Below are 15,110 nucleotides of genomic sequence, written 5' to 3' on the forward strand. Positions count from 1 at the left end.
CGCCTCCGCATTGCTGTTCGTAGGGCCGATCGCATCCGGCGCGGGGCACCGGACACGATGGCTTTCACAGTATAGCGGTAGACAGACGAGTCTGTTTGTCCTCTTTTTCCCAGCCACGGCATCCCGCGTGCTCTGGCGTAGGGTGGAGGGGATGAACAGCGCAGTCGACCTCCCGCTCGGTATGGCCGACCTCACCTTCGCGGCGTCCGGCGAAGCGCTGGTCCGGCGGACGGTGCTCCCGAGCGGAGTCCGCATCCTCAGCGAGCAGGTGCCCGGCGCACGCAGCGCAACACTCGGCTACTGGGTCGCCGTCGGCTCGCGCGATGAGAGCGACGGCCAGCCCGGGCATCCCGGCTCCCTCGGCTCTACGCACTTCCTCGAGCACCTCCTCTTCAAGGGCACGCGCACCCGCACCGCCCTCGACATCGCCGTGTCGTTCGACTCGGTGGGCGGCGAGCACAACGCCATGACGGCCAAGGAATACACCTGCTACTACGCGAAGGTCCAGGACCGGGACCTCGCGATGGCGGTCGAGGTGATCGGCGACATGCTCACGTCGTCGGTGCTCGACGCGGCCGAGTTCGAGAACGAGCGCGGCGTCATCCTCGAGGAACTCTCCATGGCGGAGGACGACCCGGCCGACGTCGCCAACGAGCGGATGTTCCAGGCCGTCCTCGGCGACCACCCGCTGGGCCGTCCCATCGGCGGTCGCCCCGACACCATCCGTGCCGCGAGCCGCGACGGCGTGTGGGAGCACTACCGCGCCAACTACCGGCCGCAGGACCTCGTGATCACCGCCGCGGGCGCCGTCGACCACGAACTGCTGGTCGCCGGTGTCGAGCGCGCCCTCGCAGCCGCGGGCTGGGATCCGGAGCTCGTCGCCACCCCGGTCGCCCGCCGCCCCGCGGCCCCCGCCGACATCCGCCGCGGCAGCCCCATCGTCACGGTGGAGCGCCCCATCGAGCAGGCCAACGTGTTCGTCGGAATGCCCGGGATCCTCGCCACGGACGACCGCCGCACGACCATGAGCGTGCTGAATTCCATCCTCGGCGGCGGGATGTCGAGCCGCCTGTTCCAGGAGGTGCGCGAGCGTCGCGGCCTGGCCTATTCGGTCTACTCGTTCTCCGGCTCGTACTCCGACGCCGGCGTGTTCGGCCTCTACGCGGGATGCACCCCCGCGAAGGCACGCCAGGTCACCGAGCTGATGCTCGACGAGCTGCGGCGGCTCGCGTCCGGCGGCGTGACGCCCGACGAGCTGCGCCGCGCGGTCGGCCAGCTGTCCGGTGGCGCGGCCCTCGCCCTCGAGGACTCCGACACCCGCATGTCCCGTCTCGGCCGTGCCGAGATCGCGCTCGGCGAGTTCGCCGACCTCGATGAGAGCCTCCGGCGCCTCCACCTCGTCACCGCAGACGATGTGCGCGCCCTCGCCGCCGATCTGGCGGACCGGCCGGTCTCCGTCGCCGCGGTGGGGAGCGTCACCGACGACGTGTTCGCCGGCCTCGCCTCCTGACCCGCCCTTCCTTCCGTTCCATCTCCGAAAGGTCCCGCTCGTGCCCCACTACATCTACCTCGTGCGCCATGGCGAGCAGCAGGATGCCGAGCACGGCCTGCCGGACGGCCCGCTCTCACCGCGCGGTAAACGTCAGGCGCAGCTGGTCGCCGAGCGGCTGAGCGGCATCCCGTTCACGTCGATGTACCACTCGCCCCTGGTGCGGGCGACCCAGACAGCCGAGATCATGGCCGAGCGGATGCCGGCGCTTGAACCGCAGCCGTCGAGCCTGCTGTTCGACTGCATCCCCTCCGGTCCGACCCCGGACATGCCCAAGGCGTTCGAGTCGTTCTTCGGCCCGGTGACGGAGGCGGAGATCGAGGCGGGCCGCGCGCAGATGGACGACGCTGTGCACGAGTTCCTCACCCCGGCGATGGGAGACCGGCACGACCTGCTGGTGACCCACAACTTCGTGATCGGCTGGTTCGTCCGGCACGTGTTCGACGCGCCGGACTGGCGCTGGCTGGGCCTCAATCAGGCGAACTGCGGCCTGACGATCATCCGCGTCCGCTCCGCCAAGCCGCCGGTGCTGGTGGTGCACAACGACCTCGGGCACCTGCCGGTCGAACTGCGTACAGGACTCCCCGAGCTGCAGCCGGTCTGACCGCCCCGGCCAAGCGGCGAACAGCTCCTGAGTTTTTCGGCCTCCGAGCGCCGATTCGGCCGAAAAACTCAGGAGCTGTCGGCGTCAGTGGAGGGGCTTGCGGAACCAGTCGGTCGCGTTGGGGTTGTCGTTGTAGGGCTGGATGGGCTCGTAGCCGTGCGAGCGGTACAGGCCGCCGGCCGCCTCCAGACTCGCGTTCGTGTCGAGCACCAGCTCGGTCGCACCGAAGCCGCGGGCGCGCAGCTCCAGCTCGGCGAGGATCGCCCGGCCATACCCATTGCCGCGCTGCGTCGGCGTCACCCACAGGTGCTTGATCTCGTACCGCACGACCGGCACGCCCTCCTCGATCTCCGACAGCGGGACGCGCAGCTCGCGGATCCCGCCGCATCCCACCTCCACGCCTTCGTCGTAGGCGAGCAGGAAGACGCCGTTCGGCGCCACGAACTGGCCAGGATCCGGAAACGAGGTCCGGTACGCGCCCTGCGAGCTCGGGAACGTCTCCGCGCGCTCGGCGAAGTAGTCGGACAGCATCCGGTGGGCGGTCGCGTCGGTGACGGCGACGTCTGCGAAAGACACCATCGGCCCAGCGTAACGCGGCCCGCGGGTAGGCTGATCGGGTGAGCATTCGCGTGGCCGTCGCCGGAGCGACCGGAAAACTGGGAAGCGTGGCGGTCCGTCTCATCGAGGAAGCCGACGACCTCGAGCTCGTCGCACGGCTCGGCTCCCGCTCGCCGCTGGAGGACATGCTCGGCGCGGACGTGCTCGTCGATATGACGCTTCCGCAGGTCAGCCCCCGGATCGTCGCCTTCGCGGTCGATCACGGTCTCAACGTTCTCGTCGGGACATCCGGCTGGTCGGCGGACCGCATCCTCGACCTGGAGCGTCGCGTCGCCGAGCACGAGGGACGCGGCGCCGTCGTCATCCCCAACTTCTCCCTCGGCTCGGCCCTGGGCACCGCGTTCGCCACCGTCGCCGCCCGGTTCTTCGACTCCATCGAGATCGTGGAGACGCACGGTGCGGGCAAGGTCGACTCGCCGTCCGGCACGGCGGTGCGCACCGCCGAACTCATCGGCGCCGCACGCGCGGCGAAGGGCCCGGTGGAGGCGCCGCACTCCGACCAGCGCGCTCGCGGGCAGCAGGTCGCGAGCGTGCCCATCCACAGCCTCCGGATGCGCGGGGTCGTCGCCCAGCAGCAGGTGATCTTCGGCGGTGCGGGGGAGCAGCTGACCATCCGCCACGACACGATCGGCCCGGAGGCGTACGAGGCGGGCATCCTCCTCGCGCTGCGCGCTGCCGTGACCGCGACCGGGGTGACCGTCGGCCTCGACAAGCTCGTCGACCTCGGGATCGCGGAGCCGAGCGGCGAGCCGCCGCGCCCGACCGTCCGGGATGCGGGCGACGACGGCACCGACCCGACGCGATAAGAGACCGGCCGCCATGAGAAACCGTTTGGCCGCCATCCTGATGGCGGTCCTCCTGCTCGTCTACCTCGTGCTGGTCACCCAGCGCGCGGTCATGCTCGTGCTGACCGGCGAGCCGGTCGGCATCGCCATGGGTGTCGCGCTGATCGTGCTCCCGTTCATCGCCGCGTGGGCCATCGGCCGGGAGCTGCTGTTCGGCGCGCGCACCGAGCGTCTGGTGCGACAGCTGGATGCGGAGGGCGCGCTCCCCGTCGAAGACCTGCCGACCCGTGCGAGCGGCCGACCGCTCCGGGACGCCGCCGACGCGGAGTTCCCGCGGTACCGCGCCGAGGTCGAGGCGGAGCCGGAGAGCTGGCGCGCCTGGTTCCGGCTCGGGCTCGCCTACGACGCGTCCGGAGACCGGCGTCGGGCGAGGGAGGCACTGCGGCAGGCGATCCGCCTCGAGCGCGCACAGGCGAAGGCGGAACGTCCCGCGGCACGCTGAGCACCCGGCTCCGGATGCCGGCGGCGGGAGTGCAACTCCGTCAGGCCGCGCGCACCTCGACGAGCCGGTCCATCGCGTCCTCGATCGTCGGATCCCGGAACTCGAAGCCGTCGTCGAGCAGCGCCTTCGGCACCACCAGCTGATCCGCGAGCAGGAGTTCGCGGCCGGCGTCCTGCAGCGCCAGCTCGATCGCGAACTTCGGCACCGGCAGGAGGTACGGCCGTCGCACCGCCTGTGCCAGCGCCCGTACGATCTCTCCGGCCGTCGCGGGCGTCGGCCCGGCGATGTTGACCGGCCCCTCGAGCGACGAGGTCAGCAGGTGGACGAGCGCTGCCGCCTCGTCGTGCAGGCTGACCCAGGGCCAGTGCTGGCGTCCGCCGCCGAGCGGTCCCGCGAGTCCCGCCTTGGCGAGCGGGAGCAGCGGTTTCAGAGCGCCGCCGCGGCCGATGACGACACCGGTCCGCGCGAGCGCCACCCGGGTGGACGATGGCGCGAGCCGGGCCGCCGCCTCCCACGCGTCGACGACATCGGCGAGGAATCCCCGCCCCTTCGTCGCCGCCTCGGTCAGCTGCTGGCCCGGGCGGTCGCCGTAGTAGCCGACGGCGGAGCCGCTGACGAACACATCGGGCGGGGTGTCGGCCCGGCGCATCCCCTCGGCGAGCGTGCCCGTTGCCTGCAGGCGCGACGACAGGATGCGCCGCTTGGTCGCGCGTGTCCAGGGCAGTCGCTGCAGCGAGCTGCCGGAGAGATTGACGACCGCGTCGGCCCAGTCGAACAGCGCGGGGTCGACGGAGCGTTCCTCCGGCGCCCAGCGGAACTCGTCGGCGTCGGCGGGCTCGCGGCGGACCAGCCTCCGCGTCTCGTGTCCCGCCGCGGCCAGCTGGCGGCGCAGCTCGCCGCCGATCATGCCGGAGGCCCCGGCGAGCAGTACGCGCATGTCCGGCCGCCGGCGGATCAGGCGAGAGACGCGTCGAGGGTGATCGGGATGCCGACCAGCGCTCGCGACACCGGGCAGGTGCTCTTGGCCTCATCCGCGAGGCGCTGGAAGTCCTCGTCCGAGAGCCCGGGAACGCTCGCGGTGACGGTCAGGTGGCTGCCGGTGATGCCCTGAGCCGGGTCGAAGGTGACCGCGGCGGTGGTCCGGATGCTCTCCGGTGCGTTGCCGAACTGCGCGAGCACGTTCGAGAAGGCCATCGAGAAGCAGGCGGCGTGCGCCGCTCCGAGCAGTTCCTCCGGGGTGGTGACCTCGGCGCCGCCCTCGGAGCGGGCCTTCCAGTTGACGGCCAGTTCCGCCGCGTGCGACGAATCGAGCGTGACCGTTCCGGAGCCGCTCCTGAGATCGCCGTTCCAGACGGTGGTGGATGCGCTGGTGACTGCCATGAAGACCTCCTCGTGACGCTCCGCCGCCGAGCGCGGCCGGGCGTCTCCCACCCTAGTGACGGGTTCCGACACCGTCACCGGGTGCTGGGCGGATTCCCGGCTGGGCCGCTCGCTCAGGCGTCGACGCGGCGCCGGATGAGCCGGGCGCGCACCAGCAGCAGGTACAGCTGGCAGCCCAGGCAGTATCCGAACACGGAGTTGAGGAAGGCGGCGGCGAACGCGAGCGCCGCCGCGATCGGGAGGGCGAGCGGCACCCCGGACACAAACAGAACGAGGCCCACGCCGGTGACGAGCAGCCCGACCGCCTGCGCGAAAGTCGGGGGCGCCGGGTCTTCGAGCTCCGTCGGAGGCGCGAGCCGGGGCCGGATCACGGCGCGGAACAGCACGCCGTACGGATGGCGGCGGATGCCCGCGAAGGCGCCCCAGGCGAAGAGGAGCGCGATGACGAGCAGCAGCACCGCGGCGGCGGTCGTCGCACCGACGAGCGAGAGGAACAGGTCGATCAGCAGCAGGACAGCGGTGATCCCGGCGCCGAAACGCGGCGACCGCGGGTCGATGCCGGTGCGAGCGGACGGATCAGGCTGAGACATGGTCACTCCCGAGGATGCGGTGGAGGGTGAGGCGGACATCGTCCGGGCGGGCGGCGCCGCCGATCCGGGCGCGGACCGCGCCCGTGGCGTCGAGGACGAGGGTCGTCGGCGTCTGGAGGATCCCGAAGCGGGTGGCGAGCTCCGGCCGGTCGGTGAGGTCGACCTCGGCGTGAGTGACGCCGTCGACGTCGGCGGCGAGGTCGTCGAGCACGCGGGCGGTGGAGCGGCAGGGTGCGCAGAACTCGGTGGAGAACTGCAGGAGGGTGGCACGGCCGCCGAAGCCGTCGACGCCGATCTCGGCGGGGATGACGACGTCGTGGGTGCGCACCGTCCGGGCCCGGCCGGTCGTCGCGCGCCAGAGGAGACCGGCCGCCGTGACGACGGCGACGAGCCCGAGCAGGATGCCGAGAGCCGCGAATCCGTTCACAGGTCGGGACGCTACGCCGACGCTGTGGACAGCGCAGCTAATGTGACCTCCCGTGACGGCGACCCGATAGCCTTGTGCCATGGCTGCTTCCGAGAATCCGTTCGGCCAGGTCCTCGTCGCCCTGGTCACCCCGTTCACCGCTGATGGCGAAGTGGACTGGGCGGCGGTCGAGAAGCACATCGACGACGTGATCCGCGCGGGGGCGGACGGCATCGTGGTCACGGGCACGACGGGGGAGACCTCAACGCTGACGGACCCCGAGAAGCTCCGCCTGGTCGAAGTGGGCAAGTCCGTCGCCGACGGCCGGGCCAAGATCATCACCGGCGGCGGGTCCAACGAGACCGCTCACGCCATCCAGTTGTACCAGCAGAGCGAGAAGGCCGGGGCCGACGGCGTCATGGTCGTCACGCCGTATTACAACAAGCCGACGCAGGCCGGCATCCTGACCCACTTCCGGATGATCGCCGACTCGACGGACCTTCCGGTCATCCTCTACGACATCCCCGGCCGGACCGGCGTCCCGATCAAGTACGAGACCATCCTCCGCATCGCGAAGCATCCGAACGTGCTCGCGATCAAGGACGCGAAGGGCGACTTCAGCGAGGTCAGTCGCGTGCTCAACCAGACCGACCTGATGTACTTCTCGGGCGACGACGCCAACGTGCTCCCGCACCTCTCCATCGGGGCGAGCGGGCTCATCGGCGTCACGGCGAACATCGCCGCCACCCCGTACCGCCAGATCGTGGATGCGGTCAACGCAGGCGACCTGGCGACCGCCACCGCCGCCCACATGAAGCTCGAACCGCTGGTGCGCGCGGTGATGACACACGTGCCCGGTACCGTTGCTGCCAAGTACATCCTCCACGGCCTCGGCCGCATCTCGAGTCCCCGCGTGCGTCTGCCGCTCGTCGGGCCCGAGGAGTGGGAGGCCGCCCAGATCGAAGACGAGCTCGACCTCGTCACAGACATCCCCGGTGTCGACTTCTCGAACTTCCGCCCCGACCGCAACGCGGCCGCGGGCGGTGCGCTCCCGAAGATCGCCGGGACCACACGCTGACGACCGCACAGGCGGTCGAACACATGGCGGGCGCGCGAAGCCCCGAGAAGAACACAGAAATAGGAGGGCACATGCCCAACCTCGTCGCCGAGCCTCCCGCGCTCGAACCCGGAACACTCCGCATCATCCCGACGGGCGGTCTCGGTGAGATCGGCCGCAACATGACCGTCTTCGAATACGAGGGAAAACTCCTCATCGTCGACTGCGGCGTCCTCTTCCCCGAGCAGGACCAGCCGGGCGTCGACCTCATCCTCCCCGACTTCGCCCCGGTGCGCGATCGCTTGGATGACGTCGTCGGCGTCGTGCTCACCCACGGGCACGAGGACCACATCGGCGCCGTTCCGTACCTGCTCAGGCTGCGGCGCGACATCCCGCTGATCGGCTCGGGCCTGACACTGGCCCTGGTGGAGGCGAAGCTCAAGGAGCACCGAATCCAGCCGTACACACTCACGGTCAAGGAGGGGCAGGTCGAGCAGCTCGGCCCGTTCTCCCTGGAGTTCGTCGCGGTCAACCACTCCATCCCTGATGCGCTCGCCGTGGCGATCACCACCCCGGCCGGGGTCGTGCTCCACACCGGCGACTTCAAGATGGACCAGCTTCCGCTCGACGACCGCATCACCGACCTGCGGGCCTTCGCGCGCCTCGGCGAGAAGGGCGTCGACCTGTTCCTCGCCGACTCGACCAACGCCGACGTTCCGGGGTTCACACCGCTGGAGCGCTCGATCGGCCCGGTGCTCGACGCCGTCATCGCCCGGGCGCCCCGTCGCGTGATCGTCGCCAGCTTCTCCAGCCACGTCCACCGCGTGCAGCAGGTGCTCGACGCCGCCGCCGCGAACGGCCGCCGCGTCGCCCTCCTCGGCCGCTCGATGGTCCGCAACATGACCATCGCGGCGGAGCTCGGGTACCTCAAGGTCCCCGATGGCGTGCTCATCGACTACAAGAAGGCCGCCGACCTCCCCGACGACGAGATCGTCTACATGTCGACCGGATCGCAGGGCGAGCCCATGGCCGTGCTCGCGCGGATGGCGAACCTCGACCACCAGATCGAGGTCGGTCCCGGCGACACGGTGATCCTGGCGTCGAGCCTCATCCCGGGCAACGAGAACGCGGTCTACCGCGTCATCGACGGGCTCACCAAGCTCGGTGCGAACGTCGTGCACAAGGGCAACGCGAAGGTCCACGTCTCGGGCCACGCGGCCGCGGGCGAGCTGCTCTACTGCTACAACATCCTGAAGCCGAAGAACGTCATGCCCGTGCACGGCGAGTACCGCCACCTGGTGGCCAACGCGCGCCTCGCGATGGACACCGGCGTTCCCGAGAAGAACACGATCCTGGCGGAGGACGGCTCGGTCGTCGACCTGCGCGACGGCGTCGCCCGCGTGGTCGGCCAGCTCGACCTGGGCTTCGTCTACGTCGACGGCTCCAGCGTCGGCGAGATCACCGACGCCGACCTGAAGGACCGCCGCATCCTGGGCGAGGAGGGCTTCATCTCGATCATCGTCGTCGTGGAGGCCGCGACCGGCCGCATCGTGACCGGCCCGGAGGTGCACGCCCGCGGTTTCGCGGAGGACGACGCGGTGTTCGACGACGTCAAGCCGAAGATCGCCGCCGCCCTGTCGGAGGCCGCCCACAACGGTGTCCGCGACTCGCACGCGCTCTCGCAGGTGGTCCGGCGGACCGTCGGCCGCTGGGTCAACACCAGCTACCGCCGCCGGCCGATGATCGTGCCGCTGGTGATCGAGGCCTGATCCGGCCTCGCGCCGGCCGGCCGGGATCGTTACCCGCCGGAAACACGCCGGTGGGTAACGTTCGTCCATGAACGCGTTCCACATCCGTCCCGCCGTTCCCGGCGACGCCCGGGTGCTCGCGGACATGCTGGTGGAGGCCGCGAACTGGAATCCGGTGCGCACCAGGCCGCGGGTGACGGTCCTCGACGATCCCTCCGTCCGCCACTACATCGCGGGCTGGCAGCGGCCGGGCGACTTCGGCTGCGTGGCCGAGGACGCCCGCGGCGTGCCCGTCGGCGCCGCCTGGGCACGCCTGTTCTCGCCGAGCGACCCCGGCTACGGCTTCGTCGCTGCCGGGGTGCCCGAGCTGACGCTGGGCGTCTATCCGCAGTGGCGCGCGCAGGGCGTCGGCCGGGTGCTGCTCCGCGAGCTGGCGCGCGACGCGGCGGCCCGCGGCCACGCGCGACTCAGCCTCAGCGTCGAGCGCTCCAACTTCGCCCAGCGCCTCTACATCAGCGAGGGGTACGTGACGGTCGCCTCGGGAGAGGGCTCCGACACGATGGTGCGCACAGTTCGCTGACGGGGCCGGATTTCCACAACTCAGGTGAACACGAGTTCCTGGGCGACTGAGCGTCACGATCTCGGAGTGCGCGCGTCCTTCTGATCAAGAGGTCCCTTTCTGGATCTTTGACACGAAGGAGTAGTCATGGGTTGCATTGTGTATTACGGGCTGTATCCGCTCTTCGGAGCCCTGTTCCCGGGACGCAAGCGCTGCCGAATGTAGGTGAGTGCTGCGAGCCGATCGCCCCGGAATGTCGGGTGACGTCAGAAAGCACGAATGGCTCTCGCCCTCTCAGGGCGAGAGCCATTCGTCTCACAACCGGAATTCGGTCGCCACGCGGTCGCTCCGACGAGTTGTGCACACTCCCCGCGGCGGGCCGGATTTCCACAACTCAGGCGCGGGAACCGCGTGATGACGGGGGCACGACGTACCGTTGTGCCATGGCTACGAGCACCAAGTCGAATGCACGCGCCCGGAACTCCGGTCGCGGCGGGTCGACCGCGCGCAAGCCGGCGTCGAAGACCGCGCAGCAGAAGACGGTCGCCTACCCGGCAGCCGACGCGGGGTCCAGTCCGCTGATCCGCGCGTGGATGGGCCTCGCCCACCTCACCGGCGCCGCATTCCGTGCGCTCGGTCCGGAGAAGCTGGCGAAAGAAGAGCGCCGTGACGGGTTTCCGTTCTTCCTGGTCCTGCTAGCAGCCGCCGGTGCCGTCATCGAGTGGTTCTTCATCAACAACCAGGTCGCGCGCATGCTGGACGCGTCGACGTTCGGTCTGCTCTTCGGGCGCGTGGCGTTCGCTCTCCCGGTGGTCATGGTGCTGTTCGCCGCGTGGCTGTTCCGCCATCCCAGCTCGGTTCACGACAACACGCGCATCGGCATCGGCCTGAGCATCCTGCTGCTCACGGTGTCCGGGCTGTGTCATCTGTTCAGCCCGCACCCGTCGCCGAGCGACGGCGTGAACGCGCTCGCGCAGGCGGGCGGTGTGCTGGGGTGGCTGATCGCCGCGCCGCTGTCGCTGCTGATCACGCCATACGGCGCGGGCGCCGTCATCATCCTGCTGCTGATCCTCAGCCTCTTCATCATCACCAAGACACCGCCGAACAAGCTGCCCGAGCGCATCCGTGAGCTGTACGCCTACCTGTTCGGGGCGCAGCTGCCGACGGAGGACGAGCGTCAGGAGGCGAAGGAAGCCCGATCCAAGCAGGTCGAGCTCGACGGCGTCGACGACGAGCCGGAGCAGGAGGCCAACCTGCCCTGGTGGCGCCGGAACAAGTCGCAGCGCGAAGAGGACCCGGAGTACGACGCCGCCCCGGCGGACGGCCTCACCGAGGTCTTCGGCGCAGGCCAGCGGGGCAAGGGGGAGTTCGCGACCGCCCTCGAACCCGACCCGGCCAGCGATCACTACAACACTGAGGTGCTGAGCGAGCTCGCCAACGCCGAGGACGCCCTGCAGCGGTTCACCGGAGAGCAGCCGCCGACGGCCGTCGCGCCGCTCCCGCCGGTGGGCGGCGCCCCTGGAGGCGCGGCCGTGCTCCCCGGTTTCCAGGCCGGCGCCGAGGACTTCGACGAGGATGTCGCCCCGCCGGCGCTCCCGGAGCCGTCTGCTCCGTACAACCTCCCGTCCGCAACCATGCTGTCCGCCGGAACGCCCGCGAAGACCCGCTCCGGCGCGAACGACGAGATCGTCGCCGCCATCACGTCCGTCCTCACCCAGTTCGGCGTGGACGCGAAGGTCACCGGCTACTCGCGCGGCCCGACGGTCACGCAGTACGAGATCGAGCTCGGCCCCGGCGTCAAGGTCGAACGCGTTACCGCGCTCAGCAAGAACCTGTCATACGCCGTCGCGAGCAACGAGGTCCGCATCCTCTCGCCGATCCCGGGCAAGAGCGCGATCGGCATCGAGATCCCGAACAGCGACCGCGAGATCGTGTCGCTCGGCGACGTGCTGCGGTCTCCCGCGGCCACGAAGAGCGTCCACCCGATGACGATCGGCGTCGGTAAAGACGTGGGCGGCGGCTTCGTGGTCGCGAACCTGGCCAAGATGCCCCACCTGCTCGTCGCCGGTTCCACCGGTTCGGGCAAGTCGAGCTTCGTCAACTCGATGATCACCAGCCTCCTGATGCGCGCGAAGCCGTCGGAGGTGCGGATGGTGCTCATCGACCCGAAGCGCGTCGAGCTGACCATCTACGGTGGCGTCCCGCACCTCATCACGCCCATCATCACGAACCCGAAGAAGGCCGCCGAGGCCTTGCAGTGGGTCGTGAAGGAGATGGACATGCGGTACGACGATCTGGCGAGCTTCGGCTTCCGCCACATCGACGACTTCAACCGCGCCGTCGTGAACGACGAGATCGTCCTGCCCGCCGGCAGTGAGCGGAAGCTGAAGCCGTATCCGTACCTGCTCGTCGTCGTCGACGAGCTCGCCGACCTGATGATGGTCGCGCCGCGCGACGTGGAGGACTCGATCGTCCGCATCACGCAGCTGGCACGCGCATCCGGCATCCACCTGGTCCTCGCCACCCAGCGACCCTCGGTGGATGTCGTGACCGGACTGATCAAGGCGAACGTCCCCTCGCGGCTGGCGTTCGCGGTGACGAGCGTCACCGACTCGCGCGTCATCCTCGATCAGCCGGGCGCCGACAAGCTGATCGGCCAGGGCGACGCCCTGTTCCTGCCGATGGGTGCATCCAAGGCGATCCGCGTGCAGGGCGCGTGGGTCAACGAGGACGAGATCCAGAAGGTCGTCGACCATGTCACCCGGCAGGCGCGGCCGGAGTACCGCCAGGACGTCACGGTGTCGGCCGAGAAGAAGCAGATCGACTCCGACATCGGTGACGACCTCGAGCTCCTGCTCGCGGCCGCCGAGCTCGTCGTGTCGTCGCAGTTCGGCTCCACGTCGATGCTGCAGCGCAAGCTGCGCGTCGGCTTCGCGAAGGCCGGCCGGCTCATGGACCTGCTGGAGTCCCGCGAGATCGTCGGGCCGTCCGAGGGCTCCAAGGCCCGCGACGTGCTCGCCACGGCGGAGCAGCTCCCGCAGGTGATCGCGCGGCTCCGCGGCGAGGAGCCGCCCGCCGGCGTGGCACCGTCCGCGCCGAGCGCCGCGGCGGGAGCGGGAGCGGGCGCGTCCGCTGCGCTCGGACCCGCGGCCGAGGCCGGCGACGCCGAGATCGACGACCGCTACGGAAACGACCCCGTCGCGGCGATGACGGCGGGCTATCCTGAGGTCGAGGGCGACTCCGACGAGGACGCCTGGCAGCTGACCGACAGAGAGTAGACGACCACGATGTCGGTGCCCGACACGCCTCCGCCCGCAGCGGCGGACGGCGGAACAGAGCACGTGAGCAACTGGAACCTGCCCAACGCGATCACCGTGGTGCGCATCCTGCTCGCTCCACTGTTCGTCTGGATGCTGCTCGCCGACGGCGGAGACGACGGCTGGCTCCGCTGGGCGGCCGCGGTGCTCTTCATCGTCGCGATCGCGACGGACGGCGTGGACGGCGCCCTGGCCCGTCGCCAGGGGCTCGTCACCGACCTCGGCAAGCTCCTCGATCCCATCGCCGACAAGGTGCTCACCGGGGGTGCGCTCATCGCGCTGTCCATCCTCGGGGAGCTGCCCTGGTGGGTGACCGTCGTGATCCTGGTGCGCGAGATCGGGATCACCGTCTACCGCTTCGTCGTGATCCGGCAGGGCGTCATCGCCGCCTCGCGCGGCGGCAAGATCAAGACCATCGTCCAGTCGGTGGCCATCTCCTTCGCGCTCGTCCCGCTGTGGACGGTGTTCGGAGACTGGATCTTCTGGGTCAACGGCATCCTCATGACCGCGGCCGTCATCCTCACGGTCTGGACCGGCATCGACTACCTCTGGCAGGCGTGGAAGGGCCGGAGAGCGAAGCATGCCGTCGCCTGATCCATCAGCGACAGAGACGGTCGTCCACGCGTTGATCCAGCGCAGGCTCACGATCGCGGTGGCCGAGTCGCTCACCGGCGGCCTCCTCACCGCCGAGCTCACCAGCGTCCCCGGAGCCTCCGCCGTCGTCCTCGGAGGAGCGGTGGTCTACGCCACCGAGCTGAAGCGCACCCTGCTGGGGGTGGACGCCGCTCTGCTCGCGGCGGAGGGCCCCGTCCATCCCGAGGTCGCCCGTCAACTGGCCGTCGGCGTCCGCGATCGTCTGGCCGTCGCCGGCCGCCCGGCCGACATCGGAGTGGCGACGACGGGAGTCGCCGGACCCGATCCGCAGGGCGGGCGACCGGTCGGCACGGTCTATGTCGGTGTCGCTTCCGATGCGGGTGCGCGGTCCGTCGCGCTCGCTCTCACGGGCGATCGAGACGGCATCCGCCGGCAGACGGTCGTCGAGGCCGTCCGGGCGCTTGCGGACGAGCTCGGCATAACGGGTGTTTGAGACTCCCGGATTACCGCGGGAATACGCGGTGTTTCGGTCTGGTTACACCTGCTGCATTCACAAGAAAAGCCCAGTAGCCCTCGATATCGTGGAGCGCAGGGATGCGGTACATTCGTATCCCATCGATACGTCGGCAGGGTAAGAGAGGGAGGCTCCGAATGATTCTTGTACGTCAGGAAATCGGCGACGTGCTCAGGGACTTCCGCCTGCAAAAGGGTCGTACGCTCCGCCAGGTCGCCAGTAAGGCGAGCGTCGCGCTCGGGTACCTCAGCGAGGTCGAGCGCGGACAGAAGGAGGCGTCGAGTGAGATCCTCGCCTCCGTGGCAGACGCTCTGGAGACGCCGGTCTCGGTCATCATGCGCGAGGTCGGCGATCGGATCGCGGTACTCGAGGGTCTCGAGCCGGTCATTCCGGACACGGTTCCGGACGAGTTCGTCTCGGCGATGGACTCGGACCTGGTCGCCCGCTGATCCCGCACACTCAGGAGGACGCCCCGCTCTCGGCGGGGCGTCCTTCGTTTACCCCCTCCCGGCTCTCCGAAACTAAGGACCCATGAAGCTCAGCGAGTTCCAGCGCGCCGTCACCGACGAGTTCGGCAGCACCTACGGTCAGACGCTGCTGACCGACCTCGTCCTCGGCGAACTCGGCGGTCGCACGCCCAACGAGGCCATCGCCGCGGGTCTGTCTCCGCGCGAGGTGTGGATCGCGCTCTGCAAGGAGACCGGTGTGCCGCAGTCGCACTGGTACGGCGCGGGAAAGCCTGCCCCGAAGCGCTGACCGTCGGCGCGACACGCCATTTTCGGTTCTCGAAGATATGTTCGGAACTGGCTACACTTCTTCACATCGGCAGTCGAAAACCGGTTGTCCACAGATGCGCGTCCCTCGCTTCGGGTGTCGGACGTCACTCC

The 15,110-nt window shown here is 69.9% G+C and carries 17 protein-coding genes; 12 read left to right on the forward strand and 5 right to left on the reverse strand.

The window, feature by feature from the left end; all coding sequences use genetic code 11:
* The first annotated feature begins 151 nt into the window (after positions 1-151).
* Both AXZ95_RS17615 and AXZ95_RS17620 read left to right on the forward strand, forming a co-directional pair.
* Positions 152-1,510 (forward strand): pitrilysin family protein, encoded by a 1,359-nt coding sequence (locus AXZ95_RS17615; protein WP_018191470.1) that lies wholly within the window; start codon positions 152-154, stop codon positions 1,508-1,510.
* A gap of 40 nt (positions 1,511-1,550) precedes the next feature.
* Positions 1,551-2,153 (forward strand): histidine phosphatase family protein, encoded by a 603-nt coding sequence (locus AXZ95_RS17620; protein WP_018191469.1) that lies wholly within the window; start codon positions 1,551-1,553, stop codon positions 2,151-2,153.
* Between the two features lie 84 nt (positions 2,154-2,237).
* On the opposite strand, the gene AXZ95_RS17625 is transcribed toward AXZ95_RS17620, so the two are convergent.
* Positions 2,238-2,732 carry a GNAT family N-acetyltransferase gene (locus tag AXZ95_RS17625; protein WP_018191468.1) on the reverse strand — a complete coding sequence of 165 codons (495 nt, stop codon included), beginning with the start codon at positions 2,730-2,732 and terminating at the stop codon, positions 2,238-2,240.
* Positions 2,733-2,770: 38 nt separating this feature from the next.
* Here AXZ95_RS17625 and dapB point away from each other — a divergent pair, with 38 nt between their 5' ends.
* Together dapB and AXZ95_RS17635 are read left to right on the forward strand one after the other, a co-directional pair.
* Positions 2,771-3,577, forward strand: a complete 807-nt coding sequence (gene dapB / locus AXZ95_RS17630; RefSeq protein WP_026307221.1) for a 4-hydroxy-tetrahydrodipicolinate reductase — start codon at positions 2,771-2,773, stop codon at positions 3,575-3,577.
* 13 nt (positions 3,578-3,590) lie between these two features.
* Complete coding sequence (locus tag AXZ95_RS17635; RefSeq protein ID WP_026307220.1) at positions 3,591-4,058, forward strand: tetratricopeptide repeat protein; 468 nt, start codon at positions 3,591-3,593, stop codon at positions 4,056-4,058.
* 40 nt (positions 4,059-4,098) lie between these two features.
* Here AXZ95_RS17635 and AXZ95_RS17640 read toward each other — a convergent pair whose 3' ends face one another.
* The 4 genes from AXZ95_RS17640 to AXZ95_RS17655 form a co-directional block, all read right to left on the reverse strand.
* On the reverse strand, positions 4,099-4,995 hold the full coding sequence (locus tag AXZ95_RS17640) for a TIGR01777 family oxidoreductase (protein ID WP_018191465.1): 897 nt from the start codon (positions 4,993-4,995) through the stop codon (positions 4,099-4,101).
* 17 nt (positions 4,996-5,012) lie between these two features.
* Positions 5,013-5,438, reverse strand: coding sequence for an OsmC family peroxiredoxin (locus AXZ95_RS17645; RefSeq protein WP_026307219.1), 426 nt, complete (start codon positions 5,436-5,438; stop codon positions 5,013-5,015).
* A 113-nt stretch (positions 5,439-5,551) separates the two neighbouring features.
* A complete protein-coding gene (locus tag AXZ95_RS17650) occupies positions 5,552-6,028 on the reverse strand; it encodes a DUF4395 domain-containing protein (protein ID WP_026307218.1) in 477 nt (158 codons plus the stop codon).
* Positions 6,015-6,455, reverse strand: coding sequence for a thioredoxin family protein (locus tag AXZ95_RS17655; RefSeq protein ID WP_018191462.1), 441 nt, complete (start codon positions 6,453-6,455; stop codon positions 6,015-6,017). The genes AXZ95_RS17650 and AXZ95_RS17655 overlap by 14 nt, the downstream gene beginning before the upstream one ends.
* Positions 6,456-6,534: 79 nt before the next feature.
* Here AXZ95_RS17655 and dapA point away from each other — a divergent pair, with 79 nt between their 5' ends.
* The 8 genes from dapA (at position 6,535) to AXZ95_RS17695 (ending at position 14,979) form a co-directional block, all read left to right on the forward strand.
* On the forward strand, positions 6,535-7,512 hold the full coding sequence (dapA, locus tag AXZ95_RS17660; RefSeq protein WP_018191461.1) for a 4-hydroxy-tetrahydrodipicolinate synthase: 978 nt from the start codon (positions 6,535-6,537) through the stop codon (positions 7,510-7,512).
* A gap of 71 nt (positions 7,513-7,583) precedes the next feature.
* Complete coding sequence (locus AXZ95_RS17665) at positions 7,584-9,260, forward strand: ribonuclease J (RefSeq protein WP_018191460.1); 1,677 nt, start codon at positions 7,584-7,586, stop codon at positions 9,258-9,260.
* Between the two features lie 67 nt (positions 9,261-9,327).
* The gene (locus tag AXZ95_RS17670; protein WP_018191459.1) at positions 9,328-9,819 is read left to right on the forward strand and encodes a GNAT family N-acetyltransferase; all 492 of its coding nucleotides are present in this window, start codon (positions 9,328-9,330) and stop codon (positions 9,817-9,819) included.
* A 422-nt stretch (positions 9,820-10,241) separates the two neighbouring features.
* A complete protein-coding gene (locus AXZ95_RS17675) occupies positions 10,242-13,076 on the forward strand; it encodes a DNA translocase FtsK (RefSeq protein ID WP_018191458.1) in 2,835 nt (944 codons plus the stop codon).
* Positions 13,077-13,085: 9 nt separating this feature from the next.
* Complete coding sequence (pgsA, locus tag AXZ95_RS17680) at positions 13,086-13,709, forward strand: CDP-diacylglycerol--glycerol-3-phosphate 3-phosphatidyltransferase (RefSeq protein ID WP_018191457.1); 624 nt, start codon at positions 13,086-13,088, stop codon at positions 13,707-13,709.
* Entirely contained in the window at positions 13,696-14,202 is a 507-nt protein-coding gene (locus AXZ95_RS17685) for a CinA family protein (RefSeq protein ID WP_018191456.1), read from the forward strand. The genes pgsA and AXZ95_RS17685 overlap by 14 nt, the downstream gene beginning before the upstream one ends.
* A gap of 158 nt (positions 14,203-14,360) precedes the next feature.
* Positions 14,361-14,672, forward strand: coding sequence for a helix-turn-helix transcriptional regulator (locus AXZ95_RS17690; protein ID WP_018191455.1), 312 nt, complete (start codon positions 14,361-14,363; stop codon positions 14,670-14,672).
* An 82-nt stretch (positions 14,673-14,754) separates the two neighbouring features.
* Positions 14,755-14,979, forward strand: a complete 225-nt coding sequence (locus AXZ95_RS17695; RefSeq protein WP_018191454.1) for a DUF3046 domain-containing protein — start codon at positions 14,755-14,757, stop codon at positions 14,977-14,979.
* Positions 14,980-15,110: the final 131 nt, after the last annotated feature.

The sequence above is a fragment of the Leifsonia sp. 115AMFTsu3.1 genome, from assembly GCF_004362795.1.
Taxonomy (GTDB): Bacteria; Actinomycetota; Actinomycetes; order Actinomycetales; family Microbacteriaceae; genus Leifsonia.

What these genes read in the sequence shown, in the direction of transcription:
- AXZ95_RS17615 (WP_018191470.1), top strand. Translation starts at nt 152, where the DNA reads ATGAACAGCGCAGTCGACCTCCCGCTCGGTATGGCCGACCTCACCTTC.
- AXZ95_RS17625 (WP_018191468.1), bottom strand. Translation starts at nt 2,732, where the DNA reads ATGGTGTCTTTCGCAGACGTCGCCGTCACCGACGCGACCGCCCACCGG.
- AXZ95_RS17635 (WP_026307220.1), top strand. Translation starts at nt 3,591, where the DNA reads ATGAGAAACCGTTTGGCCGCCATCCTGATGGCGGTCCTCCTGCTCGTC.
- AXZ95_RS17640 (WP_018191465.1), bottom strand. Translation starts at nt 4,995, where the DNA reads ATGCGCGTACTGCTCGCCGGGGCCTCCGGCATGATCGGCGGCGAGCTG.
- AXZ95_RS17645 (WP_026307219.1), bottom strand. Translation starts at nt 5,438, where the DNA reads ATGGCAGTCACCAGCGCATCCACCACCGTCTGGAACGGCGATCTCAGG.
- AXZ95_RS17650 (WP_026307218.1), bottom strand. Translation starts at nt 6,028, where the DNA reads ATGTCTCAGCCTGATCCGTCCGCTCGCACCGGCATCGACCCGCGGTCG.
- dapA (WP_018191461.1), top strand. Translation starts at nt 6,535, where the DNA reads ATGGCTGCTTCCGAGAATCCGTTCGGCCAGGTCCTCGTCGCCCTGGTC.
- AXZ95_RS17665 (WP_018191460.1), top strand. Translation starts at nt 7,584, where the DNA reads ATGCCCAACCTCGTCGCCGAGCCTCCCGCGCTCGAACCCGGAACACTC.
- AXZ95_RS17670 (WP_018191459.1), top strand. Translation starts at nt 9,328, where the DNA reads ATGAACGCGTTCCACATCCGTCCCGCCGTTCCCGGCGACGCCCGGGTG.
- AXZ95_RS17675 (WP_018191458.1), top strand. Translation starts at nt 10,242, where the DNA reads ATGGCTACGAGCACCAAGTCGAATGCACGCGCCCGGAACTCCGGTCGC.
- pgsA (WP_018191457.1), top strand. Translation starts at nt 13,086, where the DNA reads ATGTCGGTGCCCGACACGCCTCCGCCCGCAGCGGCGGACGGCGGAACA.
- AXZ95_RS17685 (WP_018191456.1), top strand. Translation starts at nt 13,696, where the DNA reads ATGCCGTCGCCTGATCCATCAGCGACAGAGACGGTCGTCCACGCGTTG.
- AXZ95_RS17690 (WP_018191455.1), top strand. Translation starts at nt 14,361, where the DNA reads ATGATTCTTGTACGTCAGGAAATCGGCGACGTGCTCAGGGACTTCCGC.
- AXZ95_RS17695 (WP_018191454.1), top strand. Translation starts at nt 14,755, where the DNA reads ATGAAGCTCAGCGAGTTCCAGCGCGCCGTCACCGACGAGTTCGGCAGC.